The 22,426-nt window shown below is 66.6% G+C and carries 22 protein-coding genes; 9 read left to right on the forward strand and 13 right to left on the reverse strand.

The window, feature by feature from the left end:
* Nucleotides 1-215: 215 nt before the first annotated feature.
* Together IPK75_07655 and gcvA are read right to left on the reverse strand one after the other, a co-directional pair.
* Nucleotides 216-611, reverse strand: coding sequence for a hypothetical protein (locus IPK75_07655; protein MBK8198229.1), 396 nt, complete (start codon nucleotides 609-611; stop codon nucleotides 216-218).
* A 260-nt stretch (nucleotides 612-871) separates the two neighbouring features.
* Nucleotides 872-1,804: a transcriptional regulator GcvA gene (gene gcvA / locus IPK75_07660; GenBank protein ID MBK8198230.1), complete on the reverse strand. Its 933-nt coding sequence runs from the start codon at nucleotides 1,802-1,804 to the stop codon at nucleotides 872-874.
* 110 nt (nucleotides 1,805-1,914) lie between these two features.
* Between gcvA and cobA the strand changes: the two genes are divergently transcribed.
* From cobA to IPK75_07690, 6 genes are read left to right on the forward strand one after another with little or no spacing between them, the layout of a single operon-like run.
* The gene (cobA, locus tag IPK75_07665; protein MBK8198231.1) at nucleotides 1,915-3,327 is read left to right on the forward strand and encodes a uroporphyrinogen-III C-methyltransferase; all 1,413 of its coding nucleotides are present in this window, start codon (nucleotides 1,915-1,917) and stop codon (nucleotides 3,325-3,327) included.
* A gap of 1 nt (nucleotide 3,328) precedes the next feature.
* Nucleotides 3,329-3,631, forward strand: coding sequence for a DUF2849 domain-containing protein (locus tag IPK75_07670; protein MBK8198232.1), 303 nt, complete (start codon nucleotides 3,329-3,331; stop codon nucleotides 3,629-3,631).
* Entirely contained in the window at nucleotides 3,628-4,239 is a 612-nt protein-coding gene (locus tag IPK75_07675; protein MBK8198233.1) for a glutathione S-transferase family protein, read from the forward strand. Before IPK75_07670 ends, IPK75_07675 begins: the two co-directional genes overlap by 4 nt.
* Nucleotides 4,232-5,890, forward strand: a complete 1,659-nt coding sequence (locus tag IPK75_07680; GenBank protein ID MBK8198234.1) for a nitrite/sulfite reductase — start codon at nucleotides 4,232-4,234, stop codon at nucleotides 5,888-5,890. The genes IPK75_07675 and IPK75_07680 overlap by 8 nt, the downstream gene beginning before the upstream one ends.
* Complete coding sequence (locus tag IPK75_07685) at nucleotides 5,877-6,365, forward strand: DUF934 domain-containing protein (GenBank protein MBK8198235.1); 489 nt, start codon at nucleotides 5,877-5,879, stop codon at nucleotides 6,363-6,365. Before IPK75_07680 ends, IPK75_07685 begins: the two co-directional genes overlap by 14 nt.
* Nucleotides 6,366-6,370: 5 nt before the next feature.
* A complete protein-coding gene (locus IPK75_07690; protein ID MBK8198236.1) occupies nucleotides 6,371-7,114 on the forward strand; it encodes a phosphoadenylyl-sulfate reductase in 744 nt (247 codons plus the stop codon).
* Nucleotides 7,115-7,283: 169 nt separating this feature from the next.
* Here IPK75_07690 and IPK75_07695 read toward each other — a convergent pair whose 3' ends face one another.
* From IPK75_07695 to IPK75_07715, 5 genes are all read right to left on the reverse strand, one after another.
* Nucleotides 7,284-8,111 carry an RNA methyltransferase gene (locus tag IPK75_07695; protein ID MBK8198237.1) on the reverse strand — a complete coding sequence of 276 codons (828 nt, stop codon included), beginning with the start codon at nucleotides 8,109-8,111 and terminating at the stop codon, nucleotides 7,284-7,286.
* A gap of 4 nt (nucleotides 8,112-8,115) precedes the next feature.
* Nucleotides 8,116-9,015: an RNA polymerase sigma factor RpoH gene (rpoH, locus tag IPK75_07700; protein ID MBK8198238.1), complete on the reverse strand. Its 900-nt coding sequence runs from the start codon at nucleotides 9,013-9,015 to the stop codon at nucleotides 8,116-8,118.
* Nucleotides 9,016-9,204: 189 nt separating this feature from the next.
* The gene (locus IPK75_07705) at nucleotides 9,205-10,350 is read right to left on the reverse strand and encodes an AFG1 family ATPase (GenBank protein ID MBK8198239.1); all 1,146 of its coding nucleotides are present in this window, start codon (nucleotides 10,348-10,350) and stop codon (nucleotides 9,205-9,207) included.
* Complete coding sequence (locus IPK75_07710) at nucleotides 10,343-10,966, reverse strand: rhomboid family intramembrane serine protease (GenBank protein ID MBK8198240.1); 624 nt, start codon at nucleotides 10,964-10,966, stop codon at nucleotides 10,343-10,345. The genes IPK75_07705 and IPK75_07710 overlap by 8 nt, the downstream gene beginning before the upstream one ends.
* Before the next feature lie 99 nt (nucleotides 10,967-11,065).
* Nucleotides 11,066-11,515, reverse strand: coding sequence for a response regulator transcription factor (locus tag IPK75_07715; protein MBK8198241.1), 450 nt, complete (start codon nucleotides 11,513-11,515; stop codon nucleotides 11,066-11,068).
* Between the two features lie 256 nt (nucleotides 11,516-11,771).
* Here IPK75_07715 and IPK75_07720 point away from each other — a divergent pair, with 256 nt between their 5' ends.
* Complete coding sequence (locus IPK75_07720) at nucleotides 11,772-12,674, forward strand: 1-acyl-sn-glycerol-3-phosphate acyltransferase (protein ID MBK8198242.1); 903 nt, start codon at nucleotides 11,772-11,774, stop codon at nucleotides 12,672-12,674.
* Nucleotides 12,675-12,719: 45 nt separating this feature from the next.
* The gene (locus IPK75_07725) at nucleotides 12,720-13,211 is read left to right on the forward strand and encodes an N-acetyltransferase (protein ID MBK8198243.1); all 492 of its coding nucleotides are present in this window, start codon (nucleotides 12,720-12,722) and stop codon (nucleotides 13,209-13,211) included.
* 4 nt (nucleotides 13,212-13,215) lie between these two features.
* On the opposite strand, the gene IPK75_07730 is transcribed toward IPK75_07725, so the two are convergent.
* The 6 genes from IPK75_07730 to IPK75_07755 all read right to left on the reverse strand — a co-directional run bounded on the left by IPK75_07730 (nucleotide 13,216) and on the right by IPK75_07755 (nucleotide 21,762).
* Nucleotides 13,216-14,247, reverse strand: a complete 1,032-nt coding sequence (locus tag IPK75_07730) for an ATP-binding protein (protein MBK8198244.1) — start codon at nucleotides 14,245-14,247, stop codon at nucleotides 13,216-13,218.
* Nucleotides 14,248-14,323: 76 nt separating this feature from the next.
* Complete coding sequence (locus IPK75_07735) at nucleotides 14,324-16,363, reverse strand: hypothetical protein (GenBank protein ID MBK8198245.1); 2,040 nt, start codon at nucleotides 16,361-16,363, stop codon at nucleotides 14,324-14,326.
* Nucleotides 16,360-19,218, reverse strand: a complete 2,859-nt coding sequence (locus tag IPK75_07740; protein MBK8198246.1) for a DUF4159 domain-containing protein — start codon at nucleotides 19,216-19,218, stop codon at nucleotides 16,360-16,362. The genes IPK75_07735 and IPK75_07740 overlap by 4 nt, the downstream gene beginning before the upstream one ends.
* Nucleotides 19,215-20,081, reverse strand: coding sequence for a DUF58 domain-containing protein (locus IPK75_07745; protein MBK8198247.1), 867 nt, complete (start codon nucleotides 20,079-20,081; stop codon nucleotides 19,215-19,217). Before IPK75_07745 ends, IPK75_07740 begins: the two co-directional genes overlap by 4 nt.
* Entirely contained in the window at nucleotides 20,078-20,767 is a 690-nt protein-coding gene (locus IPK75_07750; protein ID MBK8198248.1) for a hypothetical protein, read from the reverse strand. Before IPK75_07750 ends, IPK75_07745 begins: the two co-directional genes overlap by 4 nt.
* Nucleotides 20,764-21,762: a MoxR family ATPase gene (locus tag IPK75_07755; protein ID MBK8198249.1), complete on the reverse strand. Its 999-nt coding sequence runs from the start codon at nucleotides 21,760-21,762 to the stop codon at nucleotides 20,764-20,766. The genes IPK75_07750 and IPK75_07755 overlap by 4 nt, the downstream gene beginning before the upstream one ends.
* A 75-nt stretch (nucleotides 21,763-21,837) precedes the next feature.
* On the opposite strand from IPK75_07755, the gene IPK75_07760 reads away from it, so the two are divergent.
* On the forward strand, nucleotides 21,838-22,425 hold the full coding sequence (locus IPK75_07760) for a DUF1285 domain-containing protein (GenBank protein ID MBK8198250.1): 588 nt from the start codon (nucleotides 21,838-21,840) through the stop codon (nucleotides 22,423-22,425).
* Nucleotide 22,426 lies beyond the last annotated feature (1 nt).

Raw genomic sequence — 22,426 nt, forward strand, 5'->3', positions numbered from 1 at the left:
GCGCGGCGATTTTCGATTTCAAACAGCAGAAGCGGCCGGCGCAGCGGGGCTGGCCGGTTCAATTCCCAGTTTCAAGTCTCCGCTCACCCCGGCGCAGGCCGGGACCCAGCCTTGCCGTGTTGCGCTTGCCTCTGCTCTGGTTCCCGGCTTTCGCCGGGATGAGCGGGCCAAGGAGGCGCAGTACGGGCTGGGCGGATGGCGGGGTGAATCCCGCCCTACGAGGTGTTGGGGATGGGGTGGCGAGGGCGCGCCCCCTCCGTCACCTGCGGTGACACCTCCCCCGTGAAAAGGGGGAGGATTGGAAAGAGCCGCGATGTGGCGATTGTGTCGAGACAGGCCGGGAGGCGGGTGGACCAGATGGGGTCGTCGAAGCGTGGCCTGAGCGGCGCGAGGGGATCGTGTTTCGGCGTCTCGATCTTGTCGCCGCGATAGACGATGCGCACGCCGCCCCACCAGGTGACGGCGAGCATCACGCTGGTAAGCTTCTCGCGCTGGAGGGAAAGCCACGCTGCCTTCAGCTGCCAGTAGAGCACCGGCCAGAACAACGGGTGCACGGCATCGAAGAGATGCCGGAAGTACACGTAGTTCCGTATGCTGAGGAAAGTGGACATCGGCGGAGTATAGATCCGCTGCGGGGCCCGCCGGATTGGATTGGCTGAAAATAGTTCTGGTGTGGACGGTCGTGTAGACGTCCATGCGTGCGCGCGTGCGAAAAATTGCAAGCAGGAACAAGGAAGTCTGGGTCCCGGCTTTCGCCGGGATGACACGGGAAATAAATGTTCGGGATGGGGAGAATTGAGGTGGTTTTGTTGCGCAAGGCGGAACTTGCGCAGCGGTTTTCAGCGCAGGGCGAGCTTCGTGACGGGCCGGGTCAGACGCCGACGATTTCGCTGCTGGCGGCCTCGTCCTTGATCCATTTGATGAAGGCACGCACGTCGGGCGTCAGGTGGCGGCCCTTGGGCCAGACGAGCCAGTAACCGAAATCGATCGGGATCGACCCATTGGCGAACGGAGCGACGAGGCGGCCTGCGGCGATGTCGTTTGACGCGATGGCCTGCTTGGCGAGCGCCACGCCGCGCCCGGCCGCCGCCGACTCGATCACCAGGATGCCCTGGTTGAAGCGCGGGCCGCGCGTGCCATCGACGCCGGAGACGCCGTGCGCGCGCAGCCAGCTGGCCCAGTCGGGGCAGGAGGGGTCGTTCTCGGAGCTCTCGTCGTGCAGCAGGGTATGTTTCACGAGGTCTTCCGGCTTGCGGATCGCGTCCGGACCTTCAAGCAGGCGCGGCGAACAGACGGGCAGCACCGTCTCGTCCAGCAGTTTTTCCGACTTCAGGCCGTCGTAGTTTCCGCGCCCGTAGCGGATGGCGAGATCGGCATCGGCGGTGTTGAAATCGGTGAGGGACATGTCGGCCGAAATCCAGGCCTCGATGCCTTCGTTCAACTGGTTGAACTTTTCGAGGCGGGGCGCCAGCCACTTGGCCGCGAAGGACGGCGCGCTGGAAACCATGACGCGCCCCTTGCGGGCAGGGGCCTGCATGATCCGGCCGGCCTCGGAAATCCGCTCGAACGCCTCGCGCACGAGGGGAAGGCTCGCCTGCGCCGCGTCGGTGAGCAGGACGGAACGCCCCGTGCGCTTGAACAGCGGGGTGCCTGCGAAGTCTTCCAGCTGCCGGATCTGCTGGGAAATCGCGCCGGGCGTGACGTTCAGCTCCTCTGCCGCCTGCGTAAACGACAGGCGCCGGGCGGCCGCTTCGAAAGCGCGCAGGGCGTTGAGCGGGGGCAGGCGGTCGGTGGGCTCGGACATCGATAGTTTCTCTAAAAGATCGGCTTAGGGGTTGCCCGTTGCTGCGGGGTCGTCAAGGGCGCTGTGTGCATGTATCCCTCCAGAACAGCTAAACAAGAGAGTTGCGCCCCATGCGCCAGTTTCCGGCATTCTTCAATCTCGAGGGCGCCCGCATCGTCGTCTTCGGCAGCGGGGAAGAGGCGGCGCGCAAGCTGCGCCTGCTGGTTTCCTCGCCGGCCGAGCTGGTTCAGGTCGGCGGCGCGCCGGACGGCGAATTTGCCGGGCGCGTGCAAGTGTTCGACCGCGAGGCCGCCCTTGAGGGCGCGAAACTGGCGATCATCGCCGAGGAAGACGCCGCGGCGCGGGACGCCGCGCTGCAGGCCGTGCGCGCGCGCGGGATTCCGGTGAACGTCGTCGACCAGCCGGAGCTGTGCGATTTCACCGTGCCGTCGATTGTCGACCGGGACGGCATCGTCGCGGCGGTCGGCTCGAATGGTACGGCGCCGGTGCTGGCGAAAGCCGTGCGGGCGAAACTGGAAGCGCTGCTGCCGGCGCGGATCGGCGACCTCGCGGCGCTGGCCGGGCGGCTTCGGCCGTTTGTGGCGGTCGCGATCAAGGACAAGGCCGTGCGGCGCCGGTTCTGGGAACGGGCGCTGTCTGGCCCGGCGGCGGAAGCGGCCTATGCCGGCGACCTGGGGAGAGCCGAAGACCTGTTGAAGACGGCGGCAGCGGCGCCGGCGCGCGCATCGGGCGTCGTGCATATCGTGGGCGCCGGGCCGGGCGATCCGGAACTGCTGACCATGAAGGCCCTGCGCGTGATGCAGGAGGCGGACGTCGTTTACTACGACCGTCTTGTGAGCCCGGAAATCCTTGGCCTCGTGCGCCGGGATGCGGCGCGCGTGCCGGTGGGCAAATCGAAGGGTGACCATTCTGTTCCGCAGGCGGAGATTCAGCACCGGCTGGTGGCGTCGGCGCGCGAAGGTCTGCGCGTGGTGCGGCTGAAGGGCGGCGACCCGTTCATCTTCGGGCGCGGCGGCGAGGAGCTGGAAGCGGTGCGCGAGGCCGGTGTGGCCGTGCATGTGGTGCCGGGCATATCGTCCGCCCTCGGATGTGCGGCCTCGGCGGGCATTCCGCTGACCCACCGCGACCACGCCCAGACGCTGACCTTCGTGACCGGCCATGCCAAGGCGGGCGGCGTGCCGGATCTCGACTGGGCGGCGCTCGCCCGGCCGGGCCAGACGGTGGTGGTGTTCATGGGCGTCGAGACGGCGCCGATCATTGCCGAGCGGCTGATCGCGGCGGGACGTGACGGGCGCACGCCGATTGCGGTGATCGAGAATGGTACGCGCCCGGAGGAACTCCGCGTGTTCGGGGAGTTGTCCGAACTGCCGTTCCTGATCGAGGAAGAGGGCATTGGCGGGCCGGCCTTGCTGATCATCGGCGAAGTGGCGGGCCTGCCGCTCTCGGCGGTTCAGATCAGCCAGTTCCTGCCGCCGGAATTTGGCGGATCGCCGCGCATCGAAGCGCTGGCGCTGGAGGACTGAGATGACGTCGGTACGCCCGAAGCTGAAACCCGAGACACCGAAGGCGGTGACGGCCTGGTTCACGGCGACCGGCCGGTCGGCCTGGATGTGCGCCGATGGGTCGTGGACGGATGATGCCGCAACGCTCGGCGTGTTCACCGGCGATGAGGCGGAGGTGCGCCTTGCGGCAGCGCTGAAGCAGGAAGGCCTGATTACCGATCCTTATTTCATGGAAGTGAGCGAGACGGGCGCGATCGCGGGCCGCGAGACGCTGCGCGAATCGATGCGCGCCGATCCGGCGCTGGCCTACGGGGTGAAGGCATGATCCGGATCTTTGGTGACAGCATTTCGGGAAATTGCCTGAAAGTGAAATGGGTGGCCGAGCGGCTGGGCCATGCGCACGCGTGGATCGAGGTCGATATCCTGAAGGGTGAGACGCGTACGGATGACTTCCTGGCGCTGAATCCGTTCGGACAGGTGCCGGTCGTGCAGTTCGAGGACGGGCGCACGCTGTCGCAGTCGAATGCGATTATCCTGTATCTGGCAGAGGGGTCCGACCTGATTCCGCAGGACGGCTTCGAGCGGGCGAAGATGCTGGAATGGATGTTCTGGGAACAGTATTCGCATGAGCCGACGATTGCCGTGCGCCGCTTTCAGAAGCACTACCTGAAGAAATCCGACGACGCGATTGACGCCGACCTGATGGCCAAGGGGCGCCGGGCGCTGGGGCGGATGGAGATGGCGCTGATTTCGAGTGACTTCATTGCGGGCGGCGCGGCGCTGACGCTCGCGGATATCGCGCTGCTGGCCTATACGCGCATGGCGCATGAGGGCGGCTTTGATCTCGGTGAGTTTCCGGCCGTACACGGATGGGTGGCGCGCTGCGAGCTGGAATTGGGTCTGCCGCACCTGCATGAGGTGACACATGTATAGATACGACCAGTTCGATGCGCAGATCGTGCGCGAGCGTGTGGCGCAGTTCCGCGGGCAGGTGGCGCGGCGGCTGTCCGGCGCGTTGCTGGAGGATGAGTTCAAGCCGCTGCGCTTGCAGAACGGGGTGTACCTGCAGCTGCACGCCTACATGCTGCGCATCGCGATCCCGTATGGCCAGCTTTCGCCGGTGCAACTGCGCCGTCTGGCCGAAATTGCGCGCGACTATGACAAGGGCTTCGGACACTTCACCACGCGCCAGAACATCCAGTTCAACTGGGTGGCGCTGAAGGATATTCCGGATGTGCTGGAGAAGCTGGCAGAGGTCGAGATGCACGCCATCCAGACCTCCGGCAACTGTATCCGCAATACGACCACGGATCATTTTGCCGGGGCGGCGCAGGACGAATTGGTCGACCCGCGCGCCTGGTGCGAGATCATCCGGCAGTGGAGCACGTTCCATCCGGAATTCGCTTTCCTTCCGCGCAAGTTCAAGATTGCTGTGACGGCGGCCGAGCATGACCGCGCGGCGATCCGTGTGCATGATGTGGGCCTGCATATCCGCCAGAAGGACGGCGTGACGGGGTTTGAAGTCTGGGTGGGCGGCGGGCAGGGGCGCACGCCGGTGATCGCGACTCTGGTGAACCCGTTCGTGCCGGAGACGCAGATCCTCGATTACCTCGAGGCGATCATGCGCGTGTACAACCGCTATGGCCGGCGCGACAACAAGTACAAGGCGCGCATCAAGATCCTCGTGACGGAACTTGGCGAGGCGGAATATATCCGCCAGGTCGAGGAAGAATTTGCGGCGCAGCGCGCAGATGAGAAGATTGATCTTCCGGCGGAGGAGGTGGCGCGCATCCATGCCTATTTTGCGCCGCCGCCGCTTGTGGAGAAGCCGGGAGAGTCGCCGGCCTTTGAAGCTGCGAAAGTGTCGGATGCAGCCTTTGCGCGTTGGACGCGGGCGAACCTGCACCCGCATAAGGTGACCGGCTATACGTCTGTCACGGTCAGCCTGAAGCCGCTAGGCGTGGCGCCGGGCGATGCGACGGACAAGCAGATGGAAGTTGTGGCGGACCTCGCTGAAAAGTACGGGTACGGAGATATCCGCGTCAGCCATGCGCAGAACCTGATCCTCCCGCATGTCGCGCTGGATGATCTGCCTGAAGTTTACAAAGCGCTGGATGCTGCAGGGCTCGCCGCCGCAAACGAAAGCCGGATCACCGACATGATCGTGTGCCCCGGTCTCGACTTCTGCAACCTCGCGAATGCGCGCTCCATCCCGGTGGCGCTGGAAGTGCAGAAGGTGTTCGCGGACCCGGCCTATGAGGAAGACATCGGCAAGCTGCACATCAATGTGTCCGGCTGCATCAATGCCTGCGGGCACCACCATGTCGGCCATATCGGCATCCTCGGCGTCGACAAGAAGGGCGAGGAATTCTACCAGATCCTGCTCGGCGGGCGGGCCGACGAGAAGGCGGCGCTGGGCGAGATCGTCGGCCCCGGCCTGAAGGCGGAAGAGGTGCCCGGCGCCATTCACCGCGTCGTGGAATACTACCGGGCGCAGCGCACCTCGCCGGCGGAGAAATTCATCGACACGCTCGAGCGTCTTGGCCATGCGCCGTTCCAGGAGGTGCTGTATGCCGCTGGTTAAGAAGGGCGACGAGATCGCCAACGAGTGGATGCACGTCGCGGACGGGGCGGCGCTGCCGGACCACAGCAAGGTGACGGTGTCGCTGACGCGCTTCCTCGCGCTGAAGCAGGAGCAGGCGAACGAGCCCGGCCCCGAGGGTGTGCGCCTCGGCCCTGAGGATGATCCGGCCCGCCTGGCGCCTTACCTTGAGGAACTCGGTCTGATCGAAGTCACGTTCCCGAAATACACGGATGGCCGCGGCTTCAGCCAGGCCCAGCTGCTGCGCCGGCGTTTTGGCTATGCCGGCGAGCTGCGGGCGGTGGGCCATGTCCTGCGCGATCAGATATTCTACATGCACCGTTCAGGGTTCGATGCTTACGAAACCACCCGCGCCACCGTATCTGAGGTGCAGGAAGCGTTAGCCGAGTATTCTGAAGTCTACCAACCTTCAGCAAAGGGCCCGGCGGCAGTCTTCCGCAAACGAACCGGAGCCTGAGGCGCATGCCCTTCGATACCCTGATTGAAAGCCCGGCAACGGATCCGTCCGTCCGGCTCGCGCGCCTCAACGGCGAGCTGCGTCAGGCCTCGGCGCAGACCATCCTGCGCGCGGCGATCGTGCGCGAGTGGGCAGGCGACCTGACCTATGTGTCGAGCTTTGGCGCGGAGAGCGCCGTGATGCTGGCGCTGATCGCGGATGTCGATCCGTCGCTGCCGATCCAGTTTATCGATACCGGCATGCACTTTCCGCAGACGCTGGACTACCGCGACGAGTTGATCGAGCGCCTCGGCCTGACCGGTGTGCGCACGCTGGTGCCGAATGAGGGTGAGCGTCTGCTGGAAGACCCGAAGAACAAGCTCTGGAATTCAAGCCCGGATGCCTGCTGCGACCTGCGCAAGGTGCGCCCGCTGGAGCCGGCGCTGGAAGGCTACTCGGCCTGGATCACGGGGCGCAAACGCTTCCATGGCGGCGCCCGGATGAGCCTGCCGGTGTTCGAATTTGCGTCCGGCCGTTACAAGGTGAACCCGCTGGCCGGCTGGAACCAGGACGATGTGGACCTGTTCCTGGAACAGCGTAACCTACCGCGTCACCCGCTGGTCGCGCAGGGTTATCCGTCCATCGGCTGCTGGCCATGCACTCAGCCTGCGGACGATCCGAACAATCCGCGCGCCGGCCGCTGGGCCGGGCAGGACAAGACCGAGTGCGGCCTGCATGTTGAGCGCAACGAACGGCCGCGGGTTTTTTGATCCACCTTATTTGTATGTAGACGGAAGAGGCGCGGGTTTTTATCCGCGCCTTTTTCTTTTGCCTCCCCCACCCTAACCCTCCCCATAAAGGGGAGGGGACATGTCAGCTTTTGTGAAGAGCGAGCTCTGCAAGACAATGCAGCCGGTCCCCTCCCCATTTTGGGGAGGGCTAGGGTGGGGGAGGCAGGAGACCATGCCGCGCATTCCACGCATGGCTCAGTGCAATCGCCGCGGCCGTGGCCACGTTCACGCTGTCGAAACCGTCCGTCATCGGAATACGCACGGGGCGGGCGCGGGCGATCAGGTTGGATGGCAGGCCGGGGCCTTCGGCACCCATCAGCAAGGCCACGCGAGGCGGAACTTTCATTGAGGGCAGCGGCGCGGCGCGCGGGTCCGGTGTCAGCGCCCAGACTTCGTGGCCGGTGGCTTCAGCGGTTTCGATCAGGGAGGCGCCGGTGCCGGCATGGCTGAAGGGCATCCAGAGCGCCGTGCCGGAGGAGACGCGGATGGCCTTGCGGTAGAGCGGGTCGCAGCTTGTGTCGTCCAGCAGCACGGCGGAGGCGCCGAAGGCGGCGGCGTTGCGGAAACAGGCGCCGACATTGTCATGGTTGGAAAGGCCCGCGAGCAGAAGCGCGGTGGAGCGACCGTCCGCAGGCAGAACATCTGCCGGGCGAAGCGGCGCGCCCTTTAGGCCGCAGGCGAGCACGCCCCGGTGCATGGGGAAGCCGGCCACCTCGTCCATCACACCCTGCGGCGCCACATAGACCGGTACGCCGTCCGGTACTTTCGCCAGGATGTCGGCGAGCGGCGCAAGCCGCGTCTCGCAGAGGAACAGGCTTTCGACCTCGAACCGCCCGCGCGTCAGCAGGGTGTCCAGCGTCACCTTGCCTTCGACGATGAAACGGCCGCCATGGCCGTCCGCCAGGTCGCGCTCGCGGATGGACGCAAAAGCCGCGACCCGGGGGTCGCGGCTTTCGGTGATGCGGATCAGGTTCAGGCGATCAGTCGCCAACCGGCAGGCCTTGTTCCTTGGCAAGGCGCTTCATCGTTTTCTGAAGCTTCTCGAAGGCGCGCACTTCGATCTGGCGGATGCGTTCGCGGCTGACGCCGTACTGGTCGGAGAGTTCTTCCAGCGTTTTCGGCTCGTCGATCAGGCGGCGCTCGGTCAGGATATGGCGCTCGCGCTCGGAGAGATCTTCCATCGAGCGGGTGAGCAGCTCCATGCGGCTGTCGAGTTCCTGGCGGTTGGCGAAAGTCTCGGCCGTGCCGGGTTCGTCATCGGCCAGCCAGTCCTGCCATTCCATGTCGCCGTCGGTGCCCATCGGCACGTTCAGCGAGGCGTCCGAGCCGGACATGCGCCCGTTCATCGAGAACACTTCGGCCTCGGTGACGTTCAGCTTCTCGGCGATCAGGCGGGCCTGTTCGGGCTTGAGGTCGCCTTCTTCCAGCGCCTGCATCTCGCCTTTCAGGCGGCGCAGGTTGAAGAACAGCTTCTTCTGGGCCGCGGTGGTGCCGAGTTTCACGAGGCTCCAGCTACGCAGGATATATTCCTGGATGGCGGCACGGATCCACCACATCGCATAGGTGGCGAGGCGGAAGCCCTTCTCGGGGTCGAATTTCTTGACCGCCTGCATCAGGCCCACGTTGCCTTCAGAGATCACCTCGGCCATCGGCAGGCCGTAGCCGCGATAGCCCATGGCGATCTTCGCGACGAGGCGAAGGTGGGAGGTGACCATCTTCTCGGCCGCCTCGGTATCTTCATGGTCGCGCCATTGGCGGGCCAGCATGAATTCTTCGTTTTTCTCGAGCATCGGGAACTTGCGGATCTCACTGAGATACCGGCTGAGTCCCTGTTCCGGACTGAGCGCCACGGAGCCTGCTTTGGTTGGCGCGTTCGCCATAGTTCGTCCTCCTGTTCAGGGCATGTCCCGTTTGCGGCGGCACGCCTCTAATTCTGGAACTTCCCCGGCACCTTAGTCCTGCATGGCAGCAACGTCGCCGCCGGAGAGGCGCAATTCAGTCATTGCGTCCGTGCATAAATAGGAATTGGGGCAAACATAGGGAAGGGGGCCGCCCAACGGAATTGGGGGTCAGTCCGGCGCCAGATTTCGCCGTTCCTCCGCCATGTAGGAAGCCGACCGCATCTCGAAAAGACGGCTGGCGGTGCGCTGGAACTCGAAGGCGCCGTCGCCGTCCGGATAAAGCCGGTCTGGCTCGGCAGCGGCGCTCGCGACGAGCTTGGTGCGCGCTTCGTAGAGCGCGTCGATCAGCGCCACGAACCGGGCCGCTTCGTTGCGCCGGTCGGGGGTGAGCAGGGGAATGCTCTCAAGGATGACCGTGTGGAAGGTCGCCGCAACGGCGAGATAGTCGAGCGAGCCGAGCGGGCGGGCGCACAGTTCCTCGAAGGTCAGCCGGGCGACGCCGGCCGCTTCGCGCGCGATGTCCAGCTTGCGGCCCTTGACGGTGAGCACGCAGCGCTGCGGCTCCGCGCCCAGGGTCAGGCGGTCCCAGGCCAGGTCCAGCGCCGCCGCGCTGCCGGCGCCAAGCGGGGCGTACCAGACAGGCGCCTCGACCAGCCGGTCAAGCCGGTAGTCGCGCGCGGCCGCCAGTTCGAACACGTCGCAGCGTTCCTTCAGGCGTTCGATGAAGGGCAGGAAGAGCGCGCGGTTGATCCCGTCCTTGTAGAGGTCATCGGGGTGGCGGTTGGAGGTCGCCACGACGGTGACGCCTTCGCCGAAAAGCGCCTCGAACAGGCGGCCGAGGATCATCGCATCGGCGATCTGGTTGACCTGGAACTCATCGAAACAGAGCAGCCGTGCTTCGCTTGCCACCTGCCGCGCGACCGGCGCAATCGGGTCATCGCCCGCGCCGCGCACGTGGAAGGGCGAGCGCCGGCGCTCGGTGTCGCTGAGGCGGCGCCAGACATCGAGGCGCTCATGCACTTCGGCCATGAATTCATGGAAGTGGACGCGGCGCTTGGAGGCGACGCCGGCCCCGGCAAAGAACAGGTCCATCAGCATGGACTTGCCGCGCCCGACGCCTCCCCAAAGGTACAAACCGCGCACGGGCGGCGGCGGTTTTCCGAACAGGGATTTCTTCTGCGGATGCGCCAAGGCTGCGGCGAGGTCATCAAGGCGGCTGGCCGCTGCGGCCTGCGCGGCGTCGCCGGTCAGCGTGCCGCTGGCCACCCGCGCATCATAGCGCGCCCTTACGCTGCCGGTCCGCGCGTCAGCCAAGGTAGGCCGCGAACTTTTCGGACGCCTGCGTCATGAACTCGCTCCAGGTTTCGGGGCGGACGACGAGCGTGGCAATGACGCCGGCAACCGCGCCGCCAAGGTGCGCCTCATGGCCGATGATGCGATCGGCGCGCATCGAGAAGATATAGCTGATGACGACGTACAGGATGCCGAACACGATGCCCCACATGGGGATCACGAACAGCGCATAGATCATGCTGAACGGCGCGAAGAGGCAGAAGGCGAGGATGATGCCGGAAAGGGCGCCCGAGGCGCCAGCGGCGCGGTACTGGTCGTCGCCCATGTTGTGCAGGTAGGCCCAGGCGCTACCGCCGAGCAGGGCGGAGAAGTAGACGATCGCAAACCCGACCCCGCCGAGCACGTATTCGCAGATCGGCCCGAACATCCAGAGGCCGTACATGTTGAGGAACAGGTGGGGCCCGTTGACGTGCAGGAAGCCGGAGCTGAGCGCGCGGTACCATTCGCCCTGCTTCCGCATCGGGCCGACCCAGAGCACGTTCTGGTGCATGAAGGCGGGATTGCTGAAGGCAATCAGGCTGGCGGCCACGTTGAGGGCCAGAAGGCCCAGCGTCACGGGCGATGCGAAGATGTCCATGATGTTACCTTGGCGGCGGAGGCCGGAAACGACAAGCCGCCCGGAAGCAGTCTCCCGGGCGGCTTAGCAATCAGGGGCTGAAGCGTGCAAGCCTCGGCGTCAGGCGGCCCGGGCGGAGCGGGCGGGGGCGCTGACGGCGCCGGCGGCGGGCATCAGTTCCATGAAGAAGTCCTCGAAGGACTCCGGCCGCTGGATGAAGCGGTTGAACGGCAGGTTGGCCTTGAACACCGCCTGCGGGTGAATGTTGGCGCCGCAGCGGACGGCGGAGGCGACGGCCTGGTCGCGGTTTTCCTGCGAGGAGACGACGGCGATCCGGTATTTGCCCATGTTGGCGACGCGGGCGATGGTCATGTCGGCGTCCATGCTGTCCGGCAGGCCGAGGTCGAGCACGACGAGGTCGAAGCGCTCGAGACGCAGGCGCATCTCGGCCGCCATCAGGGTCGGTGCCATCACGAGGTCAACCTGAACGCGCGCGCGGGCGGCCTTGTCAGCCGCAATCGCCAGCATGTCGCGCACCGGCTCATGATCCTCAACCCACAGAACTTTCATCTACACTACCCCGATTAGGAAACTGGCGATGGGGCAGAAGCGTTAAGCCGGGCCCCGTGATGGGTTCACCATGCCACGCGCGTCTTGCGCCTTGGTAAAGCGAAACTTTCCGAAGTGTTGAAAACTGGCCAGATCGCACTTTTCGCGAATTTATTTTGCCCTGAGGCGCCTGTTCCTGTCCCTTTGCAGCCGGAAGGGGCGGCCCTATGCTGCACGGGCACCGCAAAGCGGGCTCGGGGAGGCAGGCAAGCAGGCAATGACCGACGAAACCGTCACTCCCGGTGCCAAATCCGGCACGCTGTCGGCGTTCCTGCCCGCGGAGGAGCGCGGCGACCTGCACATCGTTGATGTGCTGATCGAAGAGCGCTGCCCGAAACTGCGTGCCAGCCCGCTCTGGCCGCTGGCCCGTCCGGTCCTCTACGGCATGCTGGGTTACAGCAAGGCCCGCACGATGGCCGACGAGATCGTGCAGCTGACCGGCCGGGAATCGTTTGACCTTCTGTCGGCGCAGTTGTCCTTCGACATGTCGGTGTCCGGCCTCGACCGGCTGCCGGCCACGGGGCGCTGCATCGTGGCGGCGAATCACCCGACCGGCCTCGCTGACGGGGTCGCGGTGTGGGACCTGCTGAAACAGAAGCGCGAGGACATCATCTTCTTCGCCAATGCCGACGCGATCCGCGTCAACCCGCGCTTCGAGGATGTGCTGATCCCGGTCGAATGGGTTGTCGCCAAGCGCTCGCCCTCGAAGACCCGCGAAACCCTCAGGCGGGCCGGGGAAGCCTTCGCGCAGGAAAAGTGCGTGGTGATCTTTCCCTCCGGCCGGCTGGCCCGGAAGGTCAACGGCCAGATGGAAGAGAAGGACTGGTTCCCGACCGTGGTCGCGCTCGCCCGCAAGCAGGGCGCGCCGGTGGTGCCGCTCAACCTCGATGCCCGCAACTCGGCGCTCTATTACCTCCTGTGCGACCTCTCCAACGAGTTGCGCGACATCACGCTGTTCCATGAGCTCCTCAACAAGACCGGTTCGAAGATCCGCATGACCTTTGGCCAGCCGATTTCGCCTGACCGGCTGAAGGGCGACCCGGCTGAGCTGACCGAAGAGCTCAAGAAACACGTGTCGTATGCGCTGCTGACGGATCCGGACGCCGAGTTCGCGCCCTGAGGTTCCGCTTGCGGCGGCGGGCAATGCGCCCTAGACGCGCGCGCCATGATCGAGATTGTTCCCGAAAACCCCGCCCTGCATGCCGACGCGATCGAAGACCTGTTCGACCGCACCTTCGGCCCGGGCCACTTTGCCAAGACCGCCGAACGGCTGCGCGAGAATTCGGCCTCCCTGCCTGAAATCAACCGCGTGGCGCTGCACGAGGGCAGGGTGGTCGGCGTGTGCCGGGTCTGGCCGCTCGTCGTGGGCGAGGCAAAGTCTCCGGCTTTGTTCTACGGCCCGGTTGCCGTCGACCCCGCCTTTCGCGGCAATTTTCTCAGCCTCGAGATTACCCGGGCGGCGCTCGCCGCGGGCAAGGAAGCCGGCTGGCCGGCAGCCATCCTGATCGGCGCAAAGAGCCTGTTCGGCAAGGCAGGGTTCGTGGTCGCCCCCCGCAACCGCCTGACCTTTCCGGGACCGCAAGACCAGGCGCGCGTGATGATCCAGGATCTGGCCGGCGATGCCTCCCAGCTGGAAGGACTGGTAACGGCGGCCTGAGGCGTCAGGCCGTCCCGGTCAACCGGACGACCGTTCCGTCTCCGGACGAAACCGTTTCAAGCGTTCCGCCCGCCTTCTGCGCGAAGGCCGCGATCAGGCGCGATCCGAGACCGCCTTTCGAGGCCGGCACTGCAGGTTTCTTGAGGTTTGTGCCCTGGCCATCATCCTCGACCGTCAACACCCAGGGCGCGCCGCGCGGCGACTGGAACTTCACGCTGATCTTGCCGGATGCATCCTCCGAGAACGCATGCTTGGCCGCATTGGTGACGGCCTCGTTGACGATCAGCCCGAGCGCGACAGCCCGGTCACGCGGCACCTTCACCGGGTCGCAGGCCACCTCGATCCGGATCCGGTCATCCGGGAAAAAGGCCGCTGACAATTCCTGTCCAAGCAGGCCCAGATAGTCGTTGAGTTCGATCTCGTCGGAGAAGGCACCCTTGGAATAGATCGACGCGTGGATGGCTGCGAAACTCTGCACACGGATGGAGGCGAGTGTCAGGGCTTCGGAGACTTCTTCTGAGCTTGTCGCGCGGCGCTGCAGGTCCAGCAGGCTCGCCACCATGGCGAAATTGTTCTTGGTCCTGTGATCGAGCTCGCCGAGCAGCATGTCCCGCGTCTGGATCTCTGCGTCGCGTTCTTCCGTGGCGCGCCGGACAGCCCGCCGGAAGGCCTCAGCAAAGAACAGGATCACCAGCGAAGCTGCACCGTTGACCAGCGTGCGGGCGAAATCCGACGGGTCCGCGAACTCGAAGGAATTGCGCACCGGCAGCACGACGTACCAGGCGTGCAGGTAGCTTATCAGCCATGTGATCAGTCCCGCCTGCCACCGGCCGTAGAGGGTCGCGAGCATCACGGCGGGGTAGATCAGGGAGAAGGGGCCAGCCGATGTCGCCACGACGTCGACAGCGGCCCGCGTGACCAGCGCGCCGACGAAGAAGGCGACGCCGATGCCCGATTGGACGACGATCGCCGGCACGGGCAAAGCCAGCCGGTCAACGAGGTCCACCTCGCTCAGACGTACCCTGAAGTCGTCCATGGACGCCAATTTCCCCTTTGTTCCGTATCTGACCGGCAACCTGATACAAATCAATGCTGATCGCCTGGCGGCGTGCCTAACGGCCTTCCCGGCGCCAGGCGAGCAGCAGCATCAGGATCAGGGCGCCTGCCGCCAGCAGGCCCGGCAGCAGCGGCTGGCTGGTCGACGAGCGCACCGCGTAGGCCTCCCGTTCGCGCAGGCCGATCCAGCCATTGCCGGCGGCTGTCCGCTGGTTGCCGATCCTGCGGATTTCCGGAAGGTTGGTGCCGTCGGCGTTCAGGCGGAGAACCCCGCCGCCGGTCGCCCGGGCTACTGGCTCAAGCAGGTCGGCGGTCGATGTCAGGTCGGCATATTCACGCGGGTTCGCCGGGCCGTTCAGCGCGATCGCCTCCAGGCCGCCCGACCGGGCGCGATAGATGCCGAGTTCGTCGATGGACGCTTCGGCAGTGAAGGTGCCGGGGCCGCGGTTGACCCAGCGCGGGCGGAGCGTATCGCCTTCGGGCGTCTCGATTTCGAGCGGCGGCGCCGTGTCGAGCAGCGTGCGCAGCTCCACCGTCGCCTTTCCCGAATCGGCCTGGATCGACAGGCGGCGCTCTTCGAGCTCCGGCTCCTTCATCATCCAGTGCACCATGCGGCGGATCAGTTCGGCGAACGGGCCGCCGCCGTCATAGCCGCTGGCCCAGAGCCAGATCTGGTCGGACATCAGCATGCCGACGCGTCCCTTGTCGACGCGGTCGACGATCAGCAGCGGCCGCCCTTCCGGTCCCGCGATCAGCACGTCGCCGGCCACCGCATCCGCCTCGATATAGCGCATCCAGGCGCCCCATTGGCTGTCATCCAGCGGTGCGGTGACGGAATGGCGCTTGCCCGGCCCGGTCAGCTTTGGCTTGAAGCTCCCGGTACGGATGACCCCCGTAGGAGTGGCGGGCAGCACCGAGGCGAGCGGCGAGCGCGCGAGGCTCGCCGGCCCCGCAAACTGCTCGCCCGCGACAATCAGCAAGGCGCCGCCATCGGCCACATAGCGCGCCATGTTGGCGAGATAGGCCTGCGTGATGACGCCCTGGCGCTCATACTGGTCAAAGATGATGAGGTCGAACTCGGTCAGCTTCTGTTCGAACAGTTCCTCGGTCGGGAAGGCGATGAGCGCCAGTTCCTCGGGCCGCGCATAGTCGGTCTTGAAGGGTGGCCTCAGAATCGTGAAGTGGACAAGGTCGACCGACGGATCTGATTTCAGCAGGTCGCGCCAGACCCGGCCTGCCTGGTTCGGCTTGCCGGTGACCAGCAACACGCGCAGCCGGTCTCGCACGCCCGCGATCGTCATGGCGGTGCGGTTGTTGGCGAGCGTCAGTTCTTCCGGCCCGGGCGGCGCCTCGATCACCACCATGTTCTCGCCGCGCCGCTCGATCTCGACCGGGATGGGCGTGTCTTCGCCTGCTTTCACGCGGATACGCACCGGCGCGCCGCCATTCAGTGAAACCTGCAGGTCAACCTCGCCGCCGCGCGGGTCTTCAACCCGCACGACAAGGTCTGCGCTTTCGCCGACGATGCCGAAGTTCGGCGCATTGACGATGCGAACGCTGCGATCGCCCCGGTCCTCGTCGCCGGCAATCAGGCCATGCAGGGGGCCGATCAGCGCCTCGGTACGATCCGGGTCCGGAAGGTCGTGGATCTGGCCATCCGTGATGAAGATCGCGCCCGCGATCCGGTCGCGCGGAACATCCGACATCAGCCCTTCGAGCGCACCGTCGAGATAGGTGCCGTCATCGCCGGGACTGGTCTCGAGCGTGCGCACTTCCAGCGTCTTGTCTTCGCCGAGTTTGGCGACGAGCGCCTTGTAGGCGGCCTCCGCGGCCTTCGACCGGTCGCCGAACTGCATGCTTTCCGACCGGTCGAGAATGACGGCGGCGACCGAGGGCAGGGGCTCGCGTTCCTCGTGCACGAGCGACGGGTTCAACAGGGCCGCGCTGAGCAGAAGGAGGCCGAGGGCGCGCGTCAGCCAGGCGCGGCCGCGCAGGCTGAAATAGGCAATCCACGCCAACGCCGTCAGGCCCGCGAGAGTCCAGAACAGCGGCCAGCCGAGAAACGGCTCAAACCCGAGGCGTACCGCTTCGTTCATTGCGGCCCGCCATCCGGGTCCGGCACAGGCAGGCGCGGGTCAGCGCCCTGGCCTTCGCGCTCGCCGAGTCGCTCAAGCAGCGCCGGCACGTGCACCTGGTCGTCCTTGTAGCTGCCGGTCAGCACATACATGACGAGGTTGACGCCGAACCGCCGCGCCGTCTCGCGCTGTTCATTGCCTCCGTCCACGGAATAAAGGTCACGTCCGTTCTGGTCGACCGCCCAGGCAGAGGCCCAGTCGGCATCGCCGATGAAGACATGCGAGACGCCGTCGCCGCGCGGCGCGTTGCCTTGCCCGGTCTGTTCGATCCACAGGCGGCGACCCGCAAAGCGGCCGGGGAAGTCGTCGATCAGGTAGAAGCTGCGCGACAGGACATGGTTCTTCGGAACGGGTTGAAGCGGCGGCACGTCGAGGCCTTCCAGCAGCGCTTCCAGTTTCGTCACATCGGTCTGCGTGCCGGCCGTCTCCCCGGCGCGCGTGTCGATCAGCAGCGCGCCGCCTGAGCGCAGGTAGGCGTTGAGCCTGGCGGTCGCTTTGTCGGACAAGGGCGCCGCATTGCCGGGGACGTTGAAATAGATCAGCGGGTAGAGCTCCAGCGCGTCGGTTTCGAGGTTCAGCGCGTGCGGCTCGGCCGGCTCAACGGACGTCCGCATCAGGAGGATATTCGAAATGCCGATGAGCCCCGCGCGTGTCCTTGCGTTGAGCGCGCTGTCAGCGGTTTCGACATAGGCAAGGCGCATCTCGAGCGCTGCCTCGATCTGCTTCTCGGGCATTCCCGTGCCGGGCAGCGGCACCACGCGGGACGCGGTGGATACGGACCGGTAGGTGCCATCGGGCATCATCTGGTAGTCATACTGCGCGTAGGCCCTGTCCGGCGCAGCAAATGAAACCGCCGCAAGCGCCAGCAGCGCGGCGCCAGCCTGCGCCGTCTTCGCGCGGCCACCGAAACGGCGGAACCGCCCGGCCACGAACAAGGCGATGAACAGGTCCAGCGCCAGCAGCCCGGCGGCCAGCGACAGGAGCGGCCCCGCAAGGCGAAGCGAGCGCGCCTCGGCGTCGCCCAGCAGCCGCGCGGAGGCCGGCCAATTCGCGATCAGCTCCGGTTTCGCACCGGCGCCGGCATTCAGCGCGCGCGTGCCGGCGGGGCCCTGGTAGAGGCCCGGCGGGTGGATTTCGGAGGGCAAGGTGGCGGAAAACTCGGTCGCCTTGATCGGTGCCGCGCTGGTGCTGGCCCCCGACAGCCGGCCAAAGCCGTCCAGCGTGAGCTGCGGCGTGTAGGTGCCGGCTGTGTCCTCGATGGCTTCGCCGCGCCCGGCGGTGATCGCGCGTCTGAGCATCTGCTCGAACAGGCCCGAATAGGACAGGTCCGACCAGTCCGGACCAGCGGTGACGTGGAACAGGATCAACATGCCGTTGCCGCGCGCATCGGCGGTCACCAGCGGCGAGCCATCGTCGAGGCGCGCCCAGGTCTTGCGGGAAAGCTCGGTATCCGGGCTCGCCAGGACTTGCTGGCGCACCTTGATGTCCTTCGGAACGGGCAGCCCGTAGAACGGCGACGTGCTCTCGAATTCGGCAAGCCCCTGCGGCTCTTCCCAGGCGAGCGTCCCGCCAAGGGCGCGCGAGGCGCGGCGCAGGTGAACCGGCAGGAGCTCGTCGCCCTGCGCGGCGAGGCGCGGTCCGGCGAAACGGATCAGGGCGCCGCCCGCTTCCACCCATTTGGTGAGCACTTCAACTTCGGCCGCCGGGATTTGTCCGACGTCGGACAATATGATGGCGTCCGGCGAGGTCGCCACGACCGTGTCGATGTCGCCCGAGGAGATGGAGGCGAACGGCTCCAGCGCCTTGCGGATATAGTGCATGTCCGACAGCAGGGGCTGCGCCGCCGTGCCTTCGTCGACAAGGCCGGCCCGGCGGGTGCGGTCGACCGAATCCCAGAGCCAGACTGTGCCGGCGCCGGACCGTCCGGTCACGTTGAACCGCGCGACGCGCGCCAGGGCGGCCGCCGGAATCTCGAACTGCGCGGCAGCCTCGCGCGCGCCCGCTTCGAACACGACTTCTGCAGACGCAATGGCCGAGCCGTCGCGGGTCTGCGCCGACACGAACGCCCGGGCGGTGCCATGCGATTCGGCGCGGGCAAGGCGAACGGTCACCGCGTCGGTCTCCGCCGCCAGTCCGGTGATCGCGACCGGGCCTTCTGCGGGCGCGGCAAATACCGTGAGGGGTGCGCGCGCGGCGAGGTCTGCGGCGAACGCCGTGCCGCCGCCATTCTCCAGGCCGTCGCTTGCCCAGAAGATGCGTGCGGGTTTCAGGCCGGACGCGTCGAGGCGTTTCAGCGCGTCGGCGCGGTCGGTGCCCCAGGCCTGCGGGCGCAGCGTGTTGATGCGCTTGTCGAGTTCGGCCTTTGACAGGCGCTCGGCGGGATCGGCGTTCAGCTGCTGGGGAGCGGTCAGCAGGAGGTGTACCGCAGTGTCGCGGCTGCCCGCGTCCAGTGTCGCACTTGCGGCGTTTGTCAGTTCGGTCCAGCGCGGCGCCGAGGGCCAGCCATTGTCGATGACGATGAGGATCGGACCCTGCTCGGCAAGCTCGCCGGCCTTCGCGCCCGGCGCGTAGACGGGCTGGGAAAGACCGATGATCGCCGCCACGACCGCCAGTGTACGGATGAGCCACACCCACCAGGGCGTGCGCGCCGGCGTTTCCTCGATTGGCACGGCGCCTTCGAGCAGCCGCAGCGACGGCAACTCCGCCTGCTTCGGCGCCGGCGGTGTGGCGCGCAGGACCCACCAGATCAGGGGCAGGGCGAGCAAGGCGAACAGCGCCAGCGGCGCGCCGAGGAGGAACGGGCCGAGCGTTGTCACCGCGCTGCCCCGAACTGTTCGATTTCCGCCTTCAGCCGCGCGGCGCTTTCGATCGCGGGGGTGCCGGTGACATGCGCGGCAAAACCCCAGCCCATCCGGCGCGCCAGCGCTTCGAGCGCCGCGCGCTGCTCGGCAAACCGACGCTGGTATTCCTCGCGCATCGTCTCGGCGCGTCCGAGGATGCGGTCGATGGAGGCGCCCGGCCGCGAAAGTTTCACCCGTCCTTCATAGGGAAAGTCCACCTCCACCGGCGCCGATACGGCGAGCAGCACGCCTTCCGGGCACCGCGCGGCAAGCGGCGCAAGTCGGGCGGACCATTCCGGGATCGGATCATAGAAATCCGAGGCAACAATAATTGTTGCGGCCGCGCGGGGCGGAGCGGGGAACACGCCGCCCGTGCCACGGATCAGGTCGGTCGCCAGCCGGTCAACGGCGCGCTTGCCGAAACTCGGCCGGCGGCCAGAGCCAAGCGCGCCGATCCGCTCGCCCTCACGTGACATCGGAATCGCCATCGTCAGCATCAGGAGGATCGCTTCCTCCGCCTTGGTGCGCAGGTCGCCGTCGCCCTTCCAGCGAAAGCCCGCCTGGTCGTCCGCCCAGAACATCACCGTGCGGGCGGTTTCGAGTTCCGTCTCGCGCACATACAGGTCGTCGCCCTTGGCCGAGCGGCGCCAGTCGATGCGCGCGGCGTCGTCTTCCTGGGCATGCCGCCTGTATTGCCAGAAGGTCTCGCCGCCGCCCGCGCGCCGCCGCCCCGCCGAGCCGATATGCGCCGCCTCCGAGGCTTCCGCCTTGAAGTTCAGCCCCGGCAGCTGCCGGGCCAGGCGTTCGGCTTCGGCGCGAAGGTCGGCAGCAGGGGTCATCGCACCAGCGGCGCCGCGCAGGTTCTGGCGTCCGCAATGCGCCGGTCGGCTTCCTCGTCGCTTGTTTCGGCGAACACGGGCTCAGACCCGGCCACGGCCAGATTGTAGCGATACGCGATCAGGGTGCGCATGCCGGCTATCTCGGTCGCGGCGGCCTGGAAATAGTCCGTGCGCTCGACATAGGCATTCATTGCGGCCTCCGAGGCAAAGCGCATCACCTCCATCCGCTTCTCGCGTGTGGCCGCATGCTGGCGGGCATAGGCTGCGCCCTCCGTCAGGCTTCGTCCGCAGGCGGATAATGCCTCCGGCTCGGCGTTCATGCAGGCGTCCGCGTTGAGGATCTTCTCCTCGACCAGCGCCTCCGACAGGCCCGCGACCGGCGGCGGTGCCAGCGGCGCGAGACTGGACGCAGCCGGATCGTGCTGCTTCAGCGCCGCCAAAAGGCGCGCGCCTTCATCCCTCAGCCGCTTCGTCTCGGCTTCATACGCGGCCATCGCGGGGCCGGCCGGGAACAGCATCACCGCACGCTGGTCATCCCGGTGTTTCGCCATTGCATAGGCATAGGATACTGCCTCCCGCACCGCGTCGCGGCAGGCCCAGCCTTGCGCCTCTTCGGCCGGTTTGGGCGCCGCCGTGCAGGCGGCCGCCAGGAAAACGAATGCCCCTATCGACAGGCGCAGGATCATCCGGCTTTCCTCGCCAGGTCATTGATCAGGTCACTGAGCTTCGGCGCCTCGCCGGTCGGATCGTAGCGCATCGCCATCCGGTGGCCGAGACAGGGCTCGGCCAGCGCTTCAACGTCTTCCATCGACGGCGCGAGGCGTCCGCGCAGGAGCGCGCGCGAGCGTGCCGCCAGCATCAAGGCCTGTCCGGCGCGCGGGGAGGGGCCCCAGTCAACCAGCCTTCGCACGCGCGCGTCGCTCGTCTGTTCGGGCCGCGCTTCGCGGATCAGGTTCAGGATCGCGCCCACGATCTTTTCGCCGACCGGCATCTGCCGCACCAGCGCCTGGATCGCCATCAGGCGTCCCGCATCCAGGGCCGGGCGCACAGGCGCATCAGCGCCGCGCGTCGTCTCGATCAGGATCCGGCGTTCGGTATCGAGATCGGGATAGGTCACATCGACTTTCAGCAGGAAGCGGTCAAGCTGCGCTTCCGGCAGCGGATAGGTGCCTTCCTGCTCAATCGGGTTCTGGGTGGCGAGCACATGGAAGGGCGCCGGCAGGTCGTGGCGCACGCCGGCCACCGTCACATGCTTCTCCTGCATCGCCTGCAGCAGCGCAGACTGGGTGCGCGGGCTCGCGCGGTTGATCTCGTCGGCCATCAGCAGCTGCGTGAACACCGGGCCCTTGAGGAAGCGGAAGCTGCGCTGCCCGCCCGGCGCCTCGTCCAGCACTTCGGATCCGAGGATGTCGGACGGCATCAGGTCCGGCGTGAACTGGATGCGCTGGTTGGCGAGGCCGAGGGCGGTGCCCATCGCTTCCACGAGGCGCGTCTTGGCGAGGCCCGGCGCGCCGATCAGCAGCGCATGGCCGCCTGCCAGCACCGCCGCGAGCGCCAGTTCGATCACGCGTTCCTGGCCGAAGATGGCCCGGCCGATCTCCGACTTCACGCGGGCCAGCGCCTCGGCGGCGGCTTCGGCGTCCGCCACCGCGGTTTCGGATCCAGTCACTGTATCGGCCATTTCGCCTCGCCTCTCCGGCTTAACCTGCTTAGTCTGAAAGCCTATTTGTAAGGCGTGATTTTGGCGGAGATAGATGTGACATCCAGCCCCGGCAGCAGTTTCGGCCTCGAAGACACGCTTAAGGCCATCCTGCCGGAAGGCAAGTTTGCGGGTCCGCTGCCGCCTGTGGACAAGTGGAACCCGGAAAAATGCACCGACATCGGCATGGAAATCCGCGCCGATGGCAGCTGGTGGCATGAGGGCCGGCCGATCACCCGCGCGCGCATGGTGAAACTGTTCTCCCGCATCCTGCGCAAGGATGAAGACGGCGTGACCTACCTCGTCACGCCCTACGAGAAAGTGATCGTGAAGGTCGAAGACGCACCGTTCCTTGCCGTTCGGGTGGACCGGACCGGTGAGCCGGGCCCTGACCAGTCGCTCACCTTCACCACCAATCTCGACTATGTGACGACCGCCGGACCGGACGCGCCGCTGCACATCGCGTTCGACGCCGGCACCGGCGAACCGGCGCCGTACGTGAACGTGCGAGGGCGCCTCGAGGCCAAGCTGACGCGGCCGGTTTTCTACGAGCTGGTGGACCTTGCCGTGCCCGCGCCAGATGGTACGGACCGTCTCGGCGTGTGGAGCCGGGGCGATTTCTTCGCCCTCGGCCCGGCGTCCTGAA

This window comes from Acidobacteriota bacterium (genome assembly GCA_016712445.1).
GTDB lineage: Bacteria > Pseudomonadota > Alphaproteobacteria > Caulobacterales > Hyphomonadaceae > Hyphomonas.

Excerpts from the sequence above, each read along its gene's own strand:
- IPK75_07675 (MBK8198233.1), top strand. The coding sequence starts at position 3,628 with ATGATCCGGATCTTTGGTGACAGCATTTCGGGAAATTGCCTGAAAGTG.
- gcvA (MBK8198230.1), bottom strand. The coding sequence starts at position 1,804 with ATGTCCGAGCCCACCGACCGCCTGCCCCCGCTCAACGCCCTGCGCGCT.
- IPK75_07755 (MBK8198249.1), bottom strand. The coding sequence starts at position 21,762 with ATGGCCGATACAGTGACTGGATCCGAAACCGCGGTGGCGGACGCCGAA.
- IPK75_07745 (MBK8198247.1), bottom strand. The coding sequence starts at position 20,081 with ATGACCCCTGCTGCCGACCTTCGCGCCGAAGCCGAACGCCTGGCCCGG.
- IPK75_07715 (MBK8198241.1), bottom strand. The coding sequence starts at position 11,515 with ATGAAAGTTCTGTGGGTTGAGGATCATGAGCCGGTGCGCGACATGCTG.
- IPK75_07750 (MBK8198248.1), bottom strand. The coding sequence starts at position 20,767 with ATGATCCTGCGCCTGTCGATAGGGGCATTCGTTTTCCTGGCGGCCGCC.
- IPK75_07725 (MBK8198243.1), top strand. The coding sequence starts at position 12,720 with ATGATCGAGATTGTTCCCGAAAACCCCGCCCTGCATGCCGACGCGATC.
- IPK75_07655 (MBK8198229.1), bottom strand. The coding sequence starts at position 611 with ATGTCCACTTTCCTCAGCATACGGAACTACGTGTACTTCCGGCATCTC.
- IPK75_07710 (MBK8198240.1), bottom strand. The coding sequence starts at position 10,966 with ATGGACATCTTCGCATCGCCCGTGACGCTGGGCCTTCTGGCCCTCAAC.
- rpoH (MBK8198238.1), bottom strand. The coding sequence starts at position 9,015 with ATGGCGAACGCGCCAACCAAAGCAGGCTCCGTGGCGCTCAGTCCGGAA.
- IPK75_07730 (MBK8198244.1), bottom strand. The coding sequence starts at position 14,247 with ATGGACGACTTCAGGGTACGTCTGAGCGAGGTGGACCTCGTTGACCGG.
- IPK75_07670 (MBK8198232.1), top strand. The coding sequence starts at position 3,329 with ATGACGTCGGTACGCCCGAAGCTGAAACCCGAGACACCGAAGGCGGTG.
- IPK75_07690 (MBK8198236.1), top strand. The coding sequence starts at position 6,371 with ATGCCCTTCGATACCCTGATTGAAAGCCCGGCAACGGATCCGTCCGTC.
- IPK75_07720 (MBK8198242.1), top strand. The coding sequence starts at position 11,772 with ATGACCGACGAAACCGTCACTCCCGGTGCCAAATCCGGCACGCTGTCG.
- IPK75_07685 (MBK8198235.1), top strand. The coding sequence starts at position 5,877 with ATGCCGCTGGTTAAGAAGGGCGACGAGATCGCCAACGAGTGGATGCAC.
- IPK75_07680 (MBK8198234.1), top strand. The coding sequence starts at position 4,232 with ATGTATAGATACGACCAGTTCGATGCGCAGATCGTGCGCGAGCGTGTG.
- IPK75_07735 (MBK8198245.1), bottom strand. The coding sequence starts at position 16,363 with ATGAACGAAGCGGTACGCCTCGGGTTTGAGCCGTTTCTCGGCTGGCCG.
- cobA (MBK8198231.1), top strand. The coding sequence starts at position 1,915 with ATGCGCCAGTTTCCGGCATTCTTCAATCTCGAGGGCGCCCGCATCGTC.